The sequence below is a fragment of the Streptomyces sp. DH24 genome (assembly GCF_029813775.1).
In the GTDB taxonomy this organism is placed as follows: domain Bacteria; phylum Actinomycetota; class Actinomycetes; order Streptomycetales; family Streptomycetaceae; genus Streptomyces.
Window position 1 is genome coordinate 124,967 of sequence record NZ_JARVKW010000004.1, and the last position, 15,985, is coordinate 140,951.

General features: G+C 73.8%; 11 protein-coding genes. 8 read left to right on the forward strand and 3 right to left on the reverse strand.

The window, feature by feature from the left end; genetic code table 11:
- Positions 1-5: 5 nt before the first annotated feature.
- Positions 6-2,123, forward strand: a complete 2,118-nt coding sequence (locus tag QC282_RS04500; protein ID WP_279547989.1) for a DUF2075 domain-containing protein — start codon at positions 6-8, stop codon at positions 2,121-2,123.
- Positions 2,124-2,179: 56 nt separating this feature from the next.
- On the opposite strand, the gene QC282_RS04505 is transcribed toward QC282_RS04500, so the two are convergent.
- Positions 2,180-2,308 (reverse strand): DUF6408 family protein, encoded by a 129-nt coding sequence (locus QC282_RS04505; protein ID WP_279547864.1) that lies wholly within the window; start codon positions 2,306-2,308, stop codon positions 2,180-2,182.
- A 451-nt stretch (positions 2,309-2,759) separates the two neighbouring features.
- Positions 2,760-6,500 carry a WD40 repeat domain-containing protein gene (locus tag QC282_RS04510; protein ID WP_279547865.1) on the reverse strand — a complete coding sequence of 1,247 codons (3,741 nt, stop codon included), beginning with the start codon at positions 6,498-6,500 and terminating at the stop codon, positions 2,760-2,762.
- 534 nt (positions 6,501-7,034) lie between these two features.
- On the opposite strand from QC282_RS04510, the gene QC282_RS04515 reads away from it, so the two are divergent.
- Genes QC282_RS04515 through QC282_RS04525 form a run of 3 tightly spaced genes read left to right on the forward strand, consistent with a single transcriptional unit; the run spans position 7,035 to position 9,554 of the window.
- Positions 7,035-7,433: a hypothetical protein gene (locus tag QC282_RS04515; RefSeq protein WP_279547866.1), complete on the forward strand. Its 399-nt coding sequence runs from the start codon at positions 7,035-7,037 to the stop codon at positions 7,431-7,433.
- Positions 7,434-7,476: 43 nt separating this feature from the next.
- The gene (locus QC282_RS04520; protein ID WP_279547867.1) at positions 7,477-8,982 is read left to right on the forward strand and encodes a hypothetical protein; all 1,506 of its coding nucleotides are present in this window, start codon (positions 7,477-7,479) and stop codon (positions 8,980-8,982) included.
- 11 nt (positions 8,983-8,993) lie between these two features.
- Complete coding sequence (locus QC282_RS04525) at positions 8,994-9,554, forward strand: hypothetical protein (protein ID WP_279547868.1); 561 nt, start codon at positions 8,994-8,996, stop codon at positions 9,552-9,554.
- Between the two features lie 228 nt (positions 9,555-9,782).
- On the opposite strand, the gene QC282_RS04530 is transcribed toward QC282_RS04525, so the two are convergent.
- Positions 9,783-10,745 (reverse strand): ATP-binding protein, encoded by a 963-nt coding sequence (locus QC282_RS04530; RefSeq protein ID WP_279547990.1) that lies wholly within the window; start codon positions 10,743-10,745, stop codon positions 9,783-9,785.
- A 138-nt stretch (positions 10,746-10,883) separates the two neighbouring features.
- Between QC282_RS04530 and QC282_RS04535 the strand changes: the two genes are divergently transcribed.
- From QC282_RS04535 to QC282_RS04550, 4 genes are read left to right on the forward strand one after another with little or no spacing between them, the layout of a single operon-like run.
- Entirely contained in the window at positions 10,884-11,456 is a 573-nt protein-coding gene (locus QC282_RS04535) for a GNAT family N-acetyltransferase (protein ID WP_279547869.1), read from the forward strand.
- Positions 11,456-12,961 carry an ABC transporter substrate-binding protein gene (locus QC282_RS04540; RefSeq protein WP_279547870.1) on the forward strand — a complete coding sequence of 502 codons (1,506 nt, stop codon included), beginning with the start codon at positions 11,456-11,458 and terminating at the stop codon, positions 12,959-12,961. The genes QC282_RS04535 and QC282_RS04540 overlap by 1 nt, the downstream gene beginning before the upstream one ends.
- A gap of 3 nt (positions 12,962-12,964) precedes the next feature.
- On the forward strand, positions 12,965-14,740 hold the full coding sequence (locus QC282_RS04545; RefSeq protein WP_279547871.1) for an ABC transporter permease subunit: 1,776 nt from the start codon (positions 12,965-12,967) through the stop codon (positions 14,738-14,740).
- Positions 14,737-15,966, forward strand: coding sequence for an MFS transporter (locus tag QC282_RS04550; RefSeq protein WP_279547872.1), 1,230 nt, complete (start codon positions 14,737-14,739; stop codon positions 15,964-15,966). The genes QC282_RS04545 and QC282_RS04550 overlap by 4 nt, the downstream gene beginning before the upstream one ends.
- Positions 15,967-15,985 lie beyond the last annotated feature (19 nt).

Consider the following 15,985-nt stretch of genomic DNA (forward strand, 5'->3'; position numbering starts at 1 on the left):
TGTCCATGCTCCTGCTGAGGCTGGCAGCACAGGATCTGCTGACCCTGGACTCGAGGCGCCGTATGGTGCCTCACCTGGCCGCCAGATGGCGGCACTTCAGAGGTGCCGACGCTTCGCTGACGGAACGTTCCGCGTGGGCCGAGAGTCTCGTGAGCCTTGCCGAAGATCTGGTTGCCGCCGGACGCGGGAACGTGGAGATGATCGTCGAGTGTGCTGCCACCATCGACGAGGCCGACCGCCGCTCCGGTGACCCGAGGCTCATTGATGTCGTCCTCGTGGGTCACCATCCTGAGGAGAGGAGGCTGTCCGTTCAACTGGTCGAGTTGAAGCGTTGGTCGATGGTGACCAAGGTGGAGCGAGCCACGGCGGACATGATTCATGTACCGGGAATGGGAACGAAGAAGCATCCAGCTCTGCAGTTGCGCGAGTATTACGAGGCGTTCACGGGCGGCAGGGGTCCGCTGCACGGACTGAGCTTCGAATGCGGCGGTTTCGCCTACCTGCACAACGCGACCGACGCCTCTGTGCAGCCCTTGGTCGACGTGGGCGCACCCACCGGCACCTACGCCCACGTCTACACAAGTGACCGGCGTGAACAACTGCTGTCCGACCTCCGCAGGCACTTCGCCGCCGACGGCGGCGCCTCCGCGGCCGAGCTGCTGCTGCAGAACATGGGCTTGCGCAACACACCCCTGCTGGACGCCATGATTCGCTCCCGCGGAGAAGACACGGTTTTCACCCTGCGCGGCCGGCAGAAGAAGGTCGCCGACCAGATTCTCGACACTGCCGCCAAGGTCCTCCCGGACCCCCGGCGTCCGGCCCTCGTGCCGGACGAGCGGCGTGTGGTCTTCCTGGTCACAGGCGGTGCCGGCACCGGGAAAAGCGCCATCGGTCTCCAGCTCAAGGCGGAGCTGGAGGCAGGCGGCCACACGGTCAAGTACGCCAGCGGCAGCAGAGCCTTCAACGGCGCGATCCAGGAACACGTCGGCTACGGAGACCGCCAGTTCAAGGAGACGTTCACCTACTTCAGTAACTTTGTCACCCCGCCGGAGCCACCCCTCGACGTGCTGATCTGCGACGAGGCGCACCGCTTGCGGGACCGCTCGACCAACCGGCTCTGGAAGCCCGAGCAGCAGGGCACCAAGCCCCAGGTCGACGAACTCCTCGACGCGTCCCGTCTGACCGTGTTCTTCCTCGACGAGGGTCAGTGCGTGCGACCGAACGAGGTCGGAACGGTCGAACTGATCGAGGACGCGGCGCAGCGGTACGGCGCCAGTCTCCTCCGGTACGAACTCCGGGAACAGTTCCGCTGCGGCGGCAGCGACGCCTACATCCGCTGGGTGCGCTCCGTGCTCGGGGTAACGGACGAGGAGCCGGAGCAGTGGACGCCGGACGGACTGATGCACGTCGAGGTGGCGGACAGCCCGGAAGAACTCGAACGGATCATCCGCACCGAAGCGCTCGCCGGGGCGTCCGCCCGTCTTGTCGCGGGGTACTGCTGGCCGTGGACCAAGCCGCTCGGCAAGGAGAGGCGCCTGGAGAACGACGTACGCATCGGTGACTGGCACAGACCGTGGAACGCGGACAGCGACGCGTTCTGTGAAGACGGAGCGCCACCCTGCAGGATCTGGTCCGTTCACGAGAAGGGTCTTGATCAGATCGGCTGTGTGTACACGGCCCAAGGGCTCGAATGGGACTGGTGCGGTGTGATCATGGGCGAGGACATGGTGCGCCGGGACGACCGGTGGGTGTTCCGCCGTGGCAAGGAACGGAAGGACCCGGAAACCGGCGTCAAGCGCGTCGCCGTCCCGGGCTCTTTCGACCCCAAGGTGAGAGCCGGCAGCGTCGACGATCAGGAGTTCGCCCGGCTGGTGCGCCACGCCTACCACGTGCTGATGACCCGGGCGAGCCGTGCGACCGTGCTCTACTCCACGGACGAGGAGACCCGGAGCTACCTCAAGGGCTTGGTGGGTGAGGTGCAGGTCCACGGGCTGCGCCCCACCTGGGAGAACCTGCCGGAGGAAGCGCGCGTACCGCACCTGCCCCGGCCCCGCCGGGGTGGCCGCTCCCGCAGAAGGCGCCAGAGCGCGCGCCCGCAGTCGTCCGATCCGCGACTGTTCTGACGTACGCCGCCGGACATGCGGAGTGGCGGGCTCTCCGGGCCCGCCACAGGCCTGCGTCAGAAGAGCAGGCGGGCTGCCGCCGTCACGGCCGCCACCACGAGCTGGGTGGCGACACCCGCGGCGACGTCGACCAGGATCTCGCGAAGCCGGTGACGACGTGCAGGCTTGTACTCAACGGGGTTCATAGGTGTCCACTCCTTGGCGTGAGCTGGGAATGGCGGGACCGCCCTTCCGGGCATCCGCAGTCGCACCGCGTGAGAACACGCAGGGAAACCACTCGTCAGTCACGACCGAGGACCGGCACATGAACACCGCCGACGTACCCTCCGGGAAGGTGCGCAGCGGTGAACAACGTTAGTGCAGCACCGTGTTGCGGTCGTTCATTTTCGGCCGTCGGCGGGCACGCGGGCACCGGCCCTGTGACAGCCCCCCGCGCCGCCTGCTCGCGGCTCACCGTCGTGGCGTCGACGTACCACTCCTTGCGCTGTGGGTACCCGTATGCGCCCCGTTGCCGCTTCGCCTCGCTTCCCTCCGCGAACGTGGCCCAACGCTTCAAGAAGCGCTGATTGCCGGAAATGGGGCCCCTGGCGCGAGCGAGCGGCCGCCGTGCGGGACAGCCGGGAACGTGTGGCACCTCTACTCCCCGCACCCACCCCGCCACTCCACCCCCGGCAGCAACTCCCCCCAAGCCGCCCTCGTGAGGTCGCCCCCGGTGTGCGCGCACACGTGGCGGGCCGAGCTGTCCGCGTCCAGGGTCCACACCCGTGCCGTCAGGTCGTTGCTCGCCGAGGTGAGGGTGTGGCCGTCGGGGCTGAAGGCGACCGAGGTGACTGTTTCGAGGTGGCCGGTGAGTTCCTCGCCGTGGGGGTCGGCGCTCGCCGTGTTCCACAGGCGTACCGTGTGGTCCGCCGCGGCCGTTGCCAGGGTCAGGCCGTCCGGGGAGAAGGCCACCGAGGTGACGCCGCCGCGGTGGCCCGTCAGGGGTTCGGCAGAGGGGCGGGGCGTCCTGGGAGAGTTGACGTTCCACAGGCGGACCGTGCGGTCCAGGCTCGCCGTTGCCAGCGTGCGGCCGTCCGGTGAGAAGGCCACCGACGTCACCGCGTCCGTGTGGCCCCGCAGGGGGCGGCCGATCCGGCGGGGTGTGTCGCGGTCGGTCACGTCCCACAGGCCGGTCGTCCTGTCGTCCCCGGCCGTCGCGAGCGTGCGGCCGTCCGGGGAGAACGCGAGCGACGTGGCCCAGTCCTCGTGGGCGAGGAAGGCGTCACCGAGCGGGCGCGGGGTGCCTGCCGTGCTCCAGAGGCGGACCTTGCCGTTCAGGCCCGCCGTGGCGAGGGTGCGGCCGTCGGGGGAGTAGGCCACCGACGACACGCCGCCCGGGTGCGCCGAGCGCAGGGTCTCGGAAGGCTCCGGGAGGGACGGGTTCGTCACGTCCCACACGCGCACCGTGCCGTCCTCCGAACCGCTCGCCAGCGTACGGCCGTTCGGCGCGAACGCCACCGTCAGCACCGCCTCCTCGTGTCCCGCCAAGGGCCGGGGGAGGCGGCGCGGGTGCCCGGGGCGCCGTACGTCCCACAGGCGGATCAGCGCGTCGTCCGTGCTCGCCGCGGCCAGCAGCCTGCCGTCCGGGCTGTACGCCACGGACGTGAGCGGGTTCGTGAAGTCGGTGAGGACCGTGCGCGGCAGGTGCCAGAGGCGGACGCTGCGGTCCGCGCCCGTGCTGGCCAGGGTGCGGCCGTCCGGGGCGAACGCCACCTCCCACACGCCCTCCGTGTGGCCGGTGAGCGGTTCGCCCAGCTGCTGCGGGTACTTCGGGTTGGCCACGTTCCACAGCACCACCGTGTCGTCCTGTCCGGCGCCGGCCAGCGTGCGGCCGTCGGGGGAGAACGTGACGGACCACACGGGTGCCGAGTGCACCGTGAGCGGGTCGCCGAGCGGGGCCGGTCGCGCCGGGTCGGTGGTGTCGTACAGCCTGACCGTCTCGTCGAAGCCGCCGGTGGCGAGGGTGCGGCCGTCGGGGGAGAACGCCACCGTCCACACCGACGCCTCGTGCCCGCGCAGCGGCTTGCCGAGCGGTTCGAGGCCGTCCCGGCCCGCCACCCGCCACAGCCGTACCGTTCCCGTGTAGCCGGCGGTGGCCAGGGTGCGGCCGTCCGGTGTGAACGCGACCGCCCGGACGCTGCGTTCGTCCGCCCGGGCCGGGGCGCCGAGCGGGGCGGGGTGTGCCGGGTCGGTCAGGTCCCACCGGCGTACGGTGCCGTCGTCGCCGGCGGTGGCCAGGGTCCGGCCGTCCGGGGCGAACGCGACGGAGACGATGTTCTCCTTGTCGTGACTGGCCGGCGGGGTGCCCACAGGGCGCGGTGCCGTGCGGTCCGTCATGTCCCACAGGCGGATGCCGCCGCCGCGGCCCGTCGCCGCCAGCAGCGTGCCGTCCGGGGAGAAGGCCACGGCGCCCACCGCGTCGGCCGGGAAACGCAGCGGCTTGCCGAGGGGGGCGCCCGGGAGCGCGTCTTTACCGTCGGCGTCGGTCCGGCCCGCCACGTCCCACAGCCGTACGGTTCCGTCGTGTCCGCCGCTCGCCAGCGTGCGGCCGTCCGGTGTGAACGCCACGGAGCTGCCCACCCCCGCGTGCCCCGGGAGCCGCGTGGACAGCACTCGGCCCGCGTCCGTGATGAGCCGCGTTCGCAGGTCTGCCGTCGACCGCATTTTGTATGCGGCGACATCAAGGCCGGCGGCGAGTGACGCGCTCGTGTCGCGCAGGCGGTCCGCCTCCGCAGTGATCCGGCCGAAGACCGCGTCGTCCCGTTCCGCCTGTGCCGTGGCGCTGAGCCGCAGCGCGACGACCGCGGTGCCCGACGCGACCAGCACCAGCACGGCGAGCACCGCCGACACCGCCCGACGCCGCCACAGCCCCCGGCGGCGACGGCGTTCCGACGCCGTCAGGAACTCCTGTTCCGCCCGCGTCAGTTCGTCGTCGTGGCGGTCCGCGGGGAACGCCTCGCGGGCCGCCGCCAGACGTGAGCCCGCGTACAGGGCCGCGCTCTCCCGGCCCAGCTCCTGCCAGGTGCGGGCCGCCGCGGAGAGGGAGCGGTGCACGCGCAGACGGTCGCGTTCGGCGTCGATCCAGCCGCGCAGTCGCGGCCAGGCCGTGATGAGGGCCTCGTGGGCGAGGTCGACGGTGTTGTCGTCGAGGGTGAGGAGCCGGGCGCGGACGAGCCGGTCCAGTACCGCGCGGGTGTCGTCGGGGTCACCGAGGGCGAGTTCCGCGCGCTCCGCCGGGCGTCTGGTGTCCGGTGTGCCGTCGCCCGGCGCGACCAGACGCAGCAGGATGCGGCGCGCCAGGTCCGCCTGGTCGTCGGTGAGTTCGGCGTAGACGTGCTCCGCGGTGCGTACCACGGCGCCGTGCAGGCCGCCCGCCGCCTCGTACGTCGCCTCCGTCAGGGTCCGGCCGGTGCGGTGCCGCCAGGTCTCCAGCAGCGCGTGCGACATCAGCGGCAGGCCGCCCGGGGCGTCCGCCACCTCCGTGAGCAGCCGCCGGGTCAGGGAACGCTCCACGATCAGCCCCGCCGCGGTGGCCGGACGCACGACCGCCTCCCGCAACTCCTCCCGGGTCATCGGCCCGACGAGCAGCGTGGCGTCCTGCAACGCGGCGGTGAGCAACGGGTGTTCGGCGCAGCGGCCGAGGAAGTCGGCGCGTACGGCGATCACCACGCGCAGCCCGCTGTCCGGCTCGGTGGCCGCCAGCAGACGGTCCACGAAGCCGTCCCGCGCCGCCGGGTCGGCGCACAGCGTGTACAGCTCCTCGAACTGGTCGACGATCAGCCAGGTGTCCGCGTCGGTGTCCGGCACGGGCGTCAGCCGGTCCGCGTGCGTGCGCAGCGGGTCCGGGCCGGGGGTGAGGACGCGTACGGCCGCGGGGGCGTCGGCGGCGCCGCCGGCCGTGTCGCGGAGCCGGGGGATCAGACCGGCCCGCAGCAGGGAGGACTTGCCGCTTCCGGACGGGCCGAAGACGGCGGTGAAGCGGTGCCGCCGGGTCAGTTCGCACAGCCGGTCCACGAGCCGGTCGCGGCCGAAGAACAGGGCTGCGTCGTCCGGTTCGTAGCGGGCCAGACCGCGGTACGGCGGTGGCGCGTCGTCCCCGTCGGGGCCCGGTGCGGTGGCTTCCGCCGACGTCTCCTCCCAGCGGCGGCGCCATTCCTCCGGGTCGCCGCCGCAGGCGTCCACGTAGGCGAGCGTCACCGGCAGGCTGGGCAGTTGCCGTCCCGCCGCCGCCTGCGACAGCGCCGTCACCGAGAACGGCACCTTCTGCGCCATGGCCCGGTACGTCGGCCGGCCCGCGGACTCCCGCAGGGCGCGCAGTTCCGCGGCGAACCGCTGCACCGGCCCGGCCCCCGGGTCCAGTCCCCGTTCCCGGCGTCCCACCCCATGTCCCGCCACGTGCCGCCCCGTTGTGTGCATCCGGTGAGCGCTACGTCGTATGCGCTCGGTGTTCGTACGGGCGCCCACGGTAGGGAGCGGCGGCGAGCGGCCGCAAGCGGCGAGGGGCCCGACGCCGGTGCGGACACGGCGGGTTCACGGTGTCTTCACCCTTCACGCCCCTCGCGGCGTCCGGGACGGGCCGGCGCGTTGTTCGGGCCGGACACCGCATTGTTCAGCGCGGCGCACGGGCTGCTGAACAACCGTCCCGGGCGGTGGAATCACCTCACGGGGGAGCAAGGGACGGCGCGAACGCCATGCCGGTCATGGCCCGCGCCGTCCCGTGCGTCCACCCGTGTGTGCCGTCCGTACGTCCACCCGCATGTGCGCCCGTGTGCGCACCCGCGTGTGCCGCCCCCGTGCGTGCACACGATGTGCCGTCTCGTGCATACACACCCGCATCTTCTGTACACACCCACCCGCACAAGGAGGACACCGGTGAACCCCGACGAGGCCCGCCGGCCGCGGAGCGTGACCCTCGCCGTGATCCTGCTGATCCTGGGGGCGCTGATGGCGGCCGTGGCGGCGATGTCCGACCCCGCGTTGCAGGCACAGAACCTGATGACCGTGCTGTTCCTCGCCTGCACCTGGTTCGCGGTGCGGGCCGGCCGCGGACGGCGGGTCGCCCGGACCACGGTCACGTGCCTGACGGCGGTGATCCTGCTGGTCGCCGCGCCGTTCGCGCTCGCCGACCCGCTGTACGGCGGCTCGACGCTGCTCCTCGCCTGCGCGCTCGCCGTCCCGGGGGTGGTCCTGCTGTACCGGCCCGGCGCCGAGGCGTACGTCCGGGCCAGAACGCCCCTGCCGCACGCCGACCGGCCGACGACCGAGGCGTGAGGGGCCGGACCATGAACCGCACCGAGGCGCGAGGGGCCACACCATGAACTACCCGGACCACCCCGACTACCCGGACCGTCCCGACCACCCGGAGCACCCCGACTACCCGGGCCACCCGAACCACCCGGATCACGCCGACTTTCCCGAACCGGCGGAGCCCTCCCGGCCGCCCGTCGTCCGCGACGCCGCGCCCGATCCCCTGGCCGTGGCCGTCGGCAACGCCTCACTGCTCGGCGCGGGTTACCTGCTGATGGGGCGCCGCGCACTGTTCGCCGCGTCCGGCGCCGTCACCGTGACCCTGGTGTGGACGGTCGCGTCGACCGCCGGGGCGTGGAGCGAGGTCGTCCTGCTGCTGTGGTGGCTGCTGCTCGTCGCCCACGGGTGGCTGCTGGCGCGTGGCCGCCCCGACGGCGCCCGGCGCGGGCCGCGCGGCCAGCGCCTCGTCGCGCTCGGCGTCACGGTCCCGGTGCTGCTGGCCACCGGGTGGCTCCGGCTGGACACCCACGGCATCGAGGACCGCGTCACGGAGGCCCGGGAGAACGGCGACTGCGCGGGCGTCGTGGACGCGCAGGAGACCATCGGGTTCGGCCACCGGCTCGCCGGCGCGTCGGTCGCCGCGCGGGGTGACACGGCCGTGGACGCCTGCGAGCGGCTGGACACCGCCCGCGCCGACCTGTCCCACGGACTGGACGGCGAGGTCGACGCGTTGAAGTCCGGCTACGGGACACTGGCCGCGCTCCTGAAGGACCCGGCCAACGAGCCGGCCGTCGCGGCGGCCCTGGACGGATTCCTCGGCCGGCTGCCCACCAGTGACCCCTGCGAGACCGTGACCGTCACCGACTGGCTCCGCGCCAGGAAGGCGGGACACGGCGTCCTGGACCGGTCGTCGGCCACCGCCGCCCGTACCGCACCGGCCGCGCTCCTGGAATGCGGCGACGACCTCATGACCCGCCGGGAGTGGACGAAGGCACGCTCGCACTACCGGCAGTTGCTCGACCAGTACCCCGGCGACGACCGTACGACCAAGGCCCGCAGCGGTCTCAAGAAGGTCGGCCTGGCCATCGAACTCGACCACGTCCAGGACCTGGTGACCGCGACGCACAGCTCGAAGACCGGATACTGCGCCGACCCGGCGAAGTACGGCGGCGCCCCCGCCCGCCGCAAGGGAACCAACCGCGCCCTGTTCCTGGGCGACACCGAGTACACCGCGAAGCTGCCCGACCGTTGGCGCACCCGGAACCCGGCCGAGGCCGCGCTCGTGGTCTGCGCGGGTTCCGCCGGTCACGGCTCCGCCGTGCAGACGTGCCCCTACCGCCCGTCGTCGGGCTCCGGAGGAGGCCTCACATACGTCACCTTCCACAAGGTCCGTATCCCGGTGAAGGTGTACGAACTGCGCACCGGCAAGCTCGTGGCCGACCGGAAGGTGGAGATCAGCGGCACGAGCTGCCCGTACTTCATCACCTACTACGGCGTCGCCCCGTCCGACCAGTACGTCAAGCCGTCCGGCTCCGACGTGCGCGACGCGTTCTCGCCGGTCGTCCGCCGATGAGGAGGGAACCCATGCGCACACCGTCCGGGAGGTTCCTCGGCCCTCTCCTCGCCGCCGCGCTGATCACCGTCGCGGGCTGTGGTGGCGGACCGTCCGGGCCGGGCGGCCCGGACGGTACGACGAAACCGGCGCCCTCCGCGCCGAGCTCCCCGCCCCGCACGACCGGCCCTTCGCCCAGCCCTTCGGGCCCGAGTCCCCGGCCGACCGGCACCTCGGTGGCGAGCCCCGTCGGCAGCTGGAGCCTGACCTCCAGCGGTTCCGGCTACGGCTTCTACGTCCTGACCGTGCGGAAGAACGGGAAGATCAGCACCCTCGGCCGTCCGGGAGGCGGGACGGCCGGTGGGGGCACCGACATCTGCTTCGGCAATCTGACGGGCCGGCCGCCGAGCGCCTACAAGGTGAGAATCAAGTGCGTCAACACCGCTGAACTCAAGCCCGGACGCCCGAAGACCGACGTGTTCGAGGGGAGGGCGGCCCTGCTCCGCAACCCCTTCGACGGCAAGGACACGCTGTCCATCGTGTGGAAGGACGGGACGCGGGACCGGCTCACGAAGATGGCGTCGGATGCGTGAAGGCGTTCGTCTGTAGGCAGTCGCCTGCGGCGGGTACGCAGTCACCCGACGTCAGTCGTCGGCGACCCGCATACGGTCACCTGCATACAGTCGTTCGCACGGCTGGTATGCAGTCGCCCGTCGCCCGTCGCCCGTCGCCCGTCGCCCGTCGCCCGCGACCAGTATGCAGCCGCCCGCACGCAGTCACCGCCAGCCGACGTACAGCCACCCGAGTACAGCCACCCGACCTCAGTCCCCCACCCCCGTCACCCCCGGCACAAACCCCGGATCCACCTGCTCCGCCAGATCCAGCCCGGTCGCCTCGTTCGCCCAGGCCCGGGCGTTGCGGAGGTGGAACTCGACCGCGTGGCGGTGCAGCCGTTCCCAGTCGCGGGGGCGGGAGTCGACGGTCTCGCGCAGGACGTTGAGGGCGTGGCGGTTGTGCGCTTCGAGGGAGGCGAGGCCGCCGTCCTGCGGGCGGCCCCGTTCCGCGGCGCGCACCCAGGGGGAGTGCACGAGGTGGGTGAGGAGGTCGTCGCCCACCTCCTCCTTGAGGAACAGCAGGTCGTCCTCACAGGTGACCTTGTTGCCGACGACCGCGATCCGGACGCCGAACTCCCGTGCGTGGTCACGGTACTGGCGGTAGACGGACACGCCCTTGCGGGTCGGTTCCGCCACCAGGAACGTGATGTCGAACCGCGTGAACAGGCCGGAGGCGAACGCGTCCGCGCCCGCCGTCATGTCGACGACGACGTACTCGCCGGGGCCGTCGACCAGATGGCTCAGGTACAGCTCCACCCCGCCGAGCTTGGAGTGGTAGCAGGCCACGCCGAGGTCGCTCTCCTCGAACTCGCCCGTCACCATCAGCGGGACGCCGCCCGCGTTGCCGACGTGCCGGGCGTGCAGTTCGTCGTCGCCCAGCAGGCGCAGCAGGCGTGAGCCGCGGCCCGGGGGAGTCGTCTTGGTCATCGCCTCGCGCGAGGCGATGCGCGGGTTGGTGCCGCGCAGGAAGTCCTTGATCTCGCCCAGGTGTGCGCCCAGGGGCGCGGGCTGCGCGGGTTCCTCGTCCGGGGCCAGTGCTTCGGCGAGGTGCTGGTTGATGTCGCCGTCGACGGCCAGGACCGGTGCGCCGGAGGCTGCCAGATGGCGGGAGAAGAGGGCCGACAGCGTGGTCTTGCCGCTGCCGCCCTTGCCGACGAACGCGACGCGCACTACCGCTCCCCGCATGTGAAAATGAATGTCATGTGGGTAGGTCTAGGGGGTGGCGGGTGGGGTGTCAAATCGCCTGGCGGGAACTTGTGCGAGAAGGGGGTGATCTTGCCACTCCTCCTTAATGCATATGATGTGCAAGTGCGCGACTACTGCATCAGGCCGGCGACCCCGGACGACCTCGACGGCGCCCGAGCCGTCATGCTCGACACCGTCTACCGCGACTTCGGCACCGGATACGTGCCCCGCTGGCACGGCGACATCATCGACCCCGGTTCCGCCTATCTCGCGCCGGCGCGGCACACCCTGCTCGTCGCCGTCGACGAACGGGACGGGGCCGTCGTCGGCACCGGCGCGCTCGACTCGCGCGGCCCGGCGCATCCGCCGAACCCCCTGGCGGTCGCCGAGCGTTTCCCCTCCGGGGTGACCGCCCAGCTGCGGCGGATCTACGTCCGGCCCGAGCACCGGCGGCACGGCATCGCCCGCCGGCTCGTCGGCGCGCTGCTCGACTTCGCCGCCGCCGACGGCGGTTACCGCGCCGTGTATCTGCACACCGACCCCGCCGTCCCCGGCGCCGAGGCCTTCTGGCGGTCCCTCGGCCACCTGGTCCACGACGAGCGGACCGACCCCGGAGGCGGGAACGGCGTCATGCACTTCGAACTGCCCATGGTGCGCGACGGCGCGCACACCGCTCTCGAGGCGGTCGGCCGGTGATGCCCGTCCGCACCCCGCGCGCCCCGCGCCTCCTCGCCGCGCTCCTCCTCACGCCCCTGCTCGCCGGCTGCTTCTCCTCCGGTGGCGGCACGACCCCCGACGACGGCGGCGGTGACGGCTCCCGGCTGCGCGTCGCCCTCGCCTTCCCGCCCGCCGAGCGGCTCTCCCCGTACGGCGCCGACGCCACGATCCTCAGCCGGCTCGGCGTCACCGAGGGGCTGACCGCGCTCGACGCCAACGGTGCCGCCGCGCCCGCGCTCGCCCAGTCCTGGCGGCGGACCGGCGACCGCACCTGGGAGTTCACCCTGCGCGACGCCGTCTTCCAGGACGGCACCGACGTGACGCCCGCCGCCGTGGCCGGCTCCCTCACCCGAGCCGCCGGGGCGAAGCCCGTGCCCGCCGCCCTGTCCGGCGTCACGCTCACCGCCCGCCCCGACGGCGACCGGCGGGTGCGCGTCAGCACCGCCGCCCCCGATCCCGTACTGCCGCTGCGGCTCGCCGGACCCAGCCTCGCGATCCTCGCCCCGAAGGCGTACGGCGACGGCGGCCGGGTCGACGTCGTCGGCACCGGCACCGGGCCGTTCGAGCTCACCGAGGTGAACGGCACCACCTCCGCGACCCTGGACCGGTTCGACGACTACTGGGGCGGACGCGCCCAGGCCTCCGGGATCGACGCCCGGTTCATCGCGGACGGCACCGCCCGCACCAACGCCCTGCGCACCGGGCAGACCGACATCGCCGAGGCCGTGCCCGTCGCCCAGGCCGCTTCCCTCGGCAAGGACACCCGGCGCGAGACCGCCACCACGCGGACCACCAGCCTCCTCCTCAACGCCTCGTCCGGCGCCTTCGAGGACCCGGCGCTGCGGGCCGCCGCCCGTGCCGCGGTCGACCCGGCCGCGCTCGCCGACGGCGTGTACGAGGGGCACGCCGATCCCGGCGCCGGGATCTACGGGCCCGCCGTGACCTGGGCCGAGGGCAAGCGGGTCGAGCCGGCCGGGCGCGCGAAGCCCGCCGCGCCCGCCGGGCGGACCGTCACCCTCGCCACCTACGACAACCGGCCCGAACTGCTGGAGGTCGCCCAGGTGTTGAAGCAGCAGCTGGAGAAGGCCGGGTTCAAGGTGAGGCTCGACGTGCGGGAGTACTCGCGGATGGAGGGCGACGCGCTCGCCGGGAAGTTCGACGCCGTGGTCCTCGCCCGCAACACGCTCGTCGACACCGGTGACCCCGTCGCCGTCCTCGCCGGCGACTACACCTGCGACGGCGGCTACAACCTCGCCCGGCTGTGCGACGAGCGGGTCGACCGGGCCGTCGCCAAGGCCGAGGCGACCGCCGACACAGCGCGGCGGCAGGACGCCGCCATGGCCGCCGAGGCCGCGATCCTCGGCACCGACGCGGTCGTCCCGCTGGTCCACCAGCGGGTCGTCACCGGCGTCGCCGCCTCCGTGCGCGGCGTGCTGCTCGACCCCTACGAGCGGACCCTCGTCGGTACGGGGACGCGGCGCTGACCCATGCGACGTGGTGCTGCCGGGCTCGTGTGGCGGGCCGTGCTCGCGGGCGGCCTCGTGTGCGGGATCGGCCTGTTGCCGTGGCTCGCGCACACCGACCCGGCGCGCACGGTCCTCAAGGCCCGTTCCGCCGACCGGGACCCGACCCCCGAGGCGCTGGCCGACGTCCGCGATCAACTCGGCCTCGACGACGGCCCGTTGACGCTGTTGGGGCGGTGGTTCGCGGGTCTGGTGCGCGGGGACGCCGGGCACTCCTGGATCTCCGGGGCGCCGGTCCTGCCCGACGTGCTCCGGGCTCTGGGGGTGTCCCTGCTGCTCATGGCGGTCGCCCTTGCGGTCGCCGCCGCCACCGCGGCCGTCGTGTGCGCCCGGACGCTGCGGCTGGGGGCGCGCCGCGCGCTCGACGGGCGGCCCGCGGGCGGCGCCGCGTCGGCGGTGCTCGCCGCACTCCCGGAGTTCCTCACCGCGTCCGTCCTCGCCACCGTCGTCGGCGTGCACCTCGGCTGGCTGCCCGCCCTCGGCTGGTACGGGCCGCGGTGGACGGTGCTGCCCGCGCTCGCCCTCGGCCTGCCCGCCGGCGCCGTCCTCGGGCGGCTCCTCGACGACCTGCTGCCCGGCGCCTTCGCCGAACCGTGGGCGCGGGCCGCCGCCGCGCGCGGAGTGCCCGGCCGCCGTGTCGCCCGGCAGGCGGTGCGCCGCTGCCTGCCCGGACTCCTGCCGAACCTCGGCCTGTTCGCCGTCGGCCTCACCGGCGGCGCCGTCGCCGTCGAGCAGATCCACGACATCCCCGGCCTCGGCCGCACCACCCTCCAGGCCGCCCTCGCCCAGGACCTGCCCGTCCTCCAGGCGGGCACCCTCGCGATGCTGCTGCTGGCCGCCGCCTCCACCGGCCTGTGCCGCGCCGCCGCCCGGCTGCTCGCCGGGCCCGCGCTGCGCGACGGCGCGCTGCCCACCCTCCACCGGCACCCGCCCTCCGCCCCCAGCGGCCGGCCCCTGCTCCTCGGCGCGGTCCTCCTCGCGGTCGTCGCCGCCGGACTGCCCCGCGACCCGCTCGCCCTCGACACCGGCGACAGGCTCCGACCGCCCTCCCCGCAGCACCCGTTCGGCACCGACGCCCTCGGCCGCGACCTGCTCGCCCGGATCGGCCACGGCGCCCTCGACACCCTGCTGCTCGCCACCGGCATCGGCGCCGCCTGCCTGTGCCTCGGCCTCCTGCTCGGCTTCCTGCCCCGGCTGTCCACGCCGCTGGTCGACACCGTCAACGCCGTGCCGCCCGTGCTCGGCGCGCTCCTCGTCACCGCCGTCGCCGGGGGCGGGCCCGCCACTCCCGCGCTCGCCGTCACCGCCGTCGCCTGGGCGCCGCTGGCCGCCCACACCGCCGCGCTGCTGCGGCAGGAACGCGCCACCCTGCACCTGACGGCCACCCGCGCCCTCGGCGCGAGCCGCAGCCACCTCCTGCGGTACGAACTCCTGCCCGCGGTCCTGCCGTCCGTCACCCGCCACGCCCTGCTGCGGCTGCCCGGCATCGCGCTCGCCCTCGCCTCGCTCGGCTTCCTCGGCCTCGGCGCGCGCCCGCCCGCCCCGGAGTGGGGCCTGCTGCTCGCCGAGAACCAGCCCTACGCCGAACGCGCCCCCTGGGCGGTCCTCGCCCCCGCCGCCGTCCTCGCCCTCCTCGGCGCGCTCGCCGTCACGGCGGCGGGCGGGACACGGCTGCCGCGCCCCATCCGCGCGAACGCCGCGGCCCGCGAGCGGCGGGGAGAACCGGTGCGCGCCGTATGACCTCCTCGACACCCGCCCCGCGGGCCGAAAACCCGCCGAAGGCCCGGCTCTCGCCCCTGCTGCGTCTGCTGATCCTCACCCAACTCGCCTTCAACATCGGCTTCTTCGCCGTACTGCCGTTCCTGGCCGAGCACCTGGGCGGGGCGATGGGCATGGCGGGCTGGCTCGTCGGGTTCGTGCTCGGGCTGCGGACCTTCAGCCAGCAGGGGCTGTTCGTGGTGGGCGGCGCGCTCGCCGACCGGTACGGCGTACGGCCCGTCGTCCTGGCCGGCTGCGTGCTCCGGATCGCCGGCTTCGCCTGGCTCGGGTTCGCCGGGCGGACCTGGGCGGTGATCGGCGCGGTGCTGCTCATCGGGTTCGCCGCCGCGCTGTTCTCGCCCGCCGTCGAGTCCGAGGTCGCCCGGCAGGCCGTGCTGTGGGAGGAGTCGGGAGGCGGCCCGCGCACCCGGGTGCTGGCGCTGTTCACCGTCGCCGGGCAGGCGGGCGCCTTCGTCGGGCCGCTGCTCGGCGCGCTGCTGCTGTCCGTCGACTTCCGCACCGCCTGCCTCGCCGGCGCGGGCGTCTTCGTGCTCGTCCTCGCCGGGCACGCGCTGCTGCTGCCGCAGCACATCCCCGGCCGCCCCCGCACCCGCATGGCGGGCGGGCCGCGGCTGCTGCTGCGCAACCGCCCCTTCCTGGCACTGTGTTGCGCCTACGGCGCCTACCTCCTCGCCTACAACCAGCTCTACCTGGCGCTCCCGGACGAGGTGGAGCGCGCCACCGGTTCGCAGGCGGCGCTGGCCTGGCTGTTCGCGCTGTCCTCGCTGCTGGTGGTGGCCGCGCAACTGCCGGTCACCCGCTGGGCGGGCCGGCGGCTCGCGGCGCGCCGGTCCATGGCGGCCGGGCTCGTGCTCATCGCCGCCGGGTTCGCCGTCGTGGCGGCGGCCCGTCCCGCCGGGTGGACCGGGACGGCGGGGCTGCTGCCCGCCGCCGGGTTCGTCGTGCTGCTCACCGTCGGGCAGATGCTCGTCGCGCCCGTCGCCCGCGCCTGGGTCCCCGACCTCGCCGAGGACGGCCGGCTCGGGCTCTACACCGGCGCACTGTCCTCGGTGTCCGGCCTGATCGTGCTGGCGGGCAGTTCCGCCACGGGCACCCTGCTGGACCTCGGTCTGCCGCCCGCGGTTCCCTGGCTGGTGCTGGCGGCCGTGCCGCTGGCGGCGGTGGCGCTGCTGCCCCGGCGCACCTGACGCGCCCCGCCCCGTTCAT

Bases quoted from the DNA above. Each gene is read 5' to 3' on its own strand.
- QC282_RS04520 (WP_279547867.1), top strand. From the start codon at position 7,477: ATGAACTACCCGGACCACCCCGACTACCCGGACCGTCCCGACCACCCG.
- QC282_RS04505 (WP_279547864.1), bottom strand. From the start codon at position 2,308: ATGAACCCCGTTGAGTACAAGCCTGCACGTCGTCACCGGCTTCGCGAG.
- QC282_RS04545 (WP_279547871.1), top strand. From the start codon at position 12,965: ATGCGACGTGGTGCTGCCGGGCTCGTGTGGCGGGCCGTGCTCGCGGGC.
- QC282_RS04525 (WP_279547868.1), top strand. From the start codon at position 8,994: ATGCGCACACCGTCCGGGAGGTTCCTCGGCCCTCTCCTCGCCGCCGCG.
- QC282_RS04500 (WP_279547989.1), top strand. From the start codon at position 6: ATGCTCCTGCTGAGGCTGGCAGCACAGGATCTGCTGACCCTGGACTCG.
- QC282_RS04540 (WP_279547870.1), top strand. From the start codon at position 11,456: ATGCCCGTCCGCACCCCGCGCGCCCCGCGCCTCCTCGCCGCGCTCCTC.
- QC282_RS04550 (WP_279547872.1), top strand. From the start codon at position 14,737: ATGACCTCCTCGACACCCGCCCCGCGGGCCGAAAACCCGCCGAAGGCC.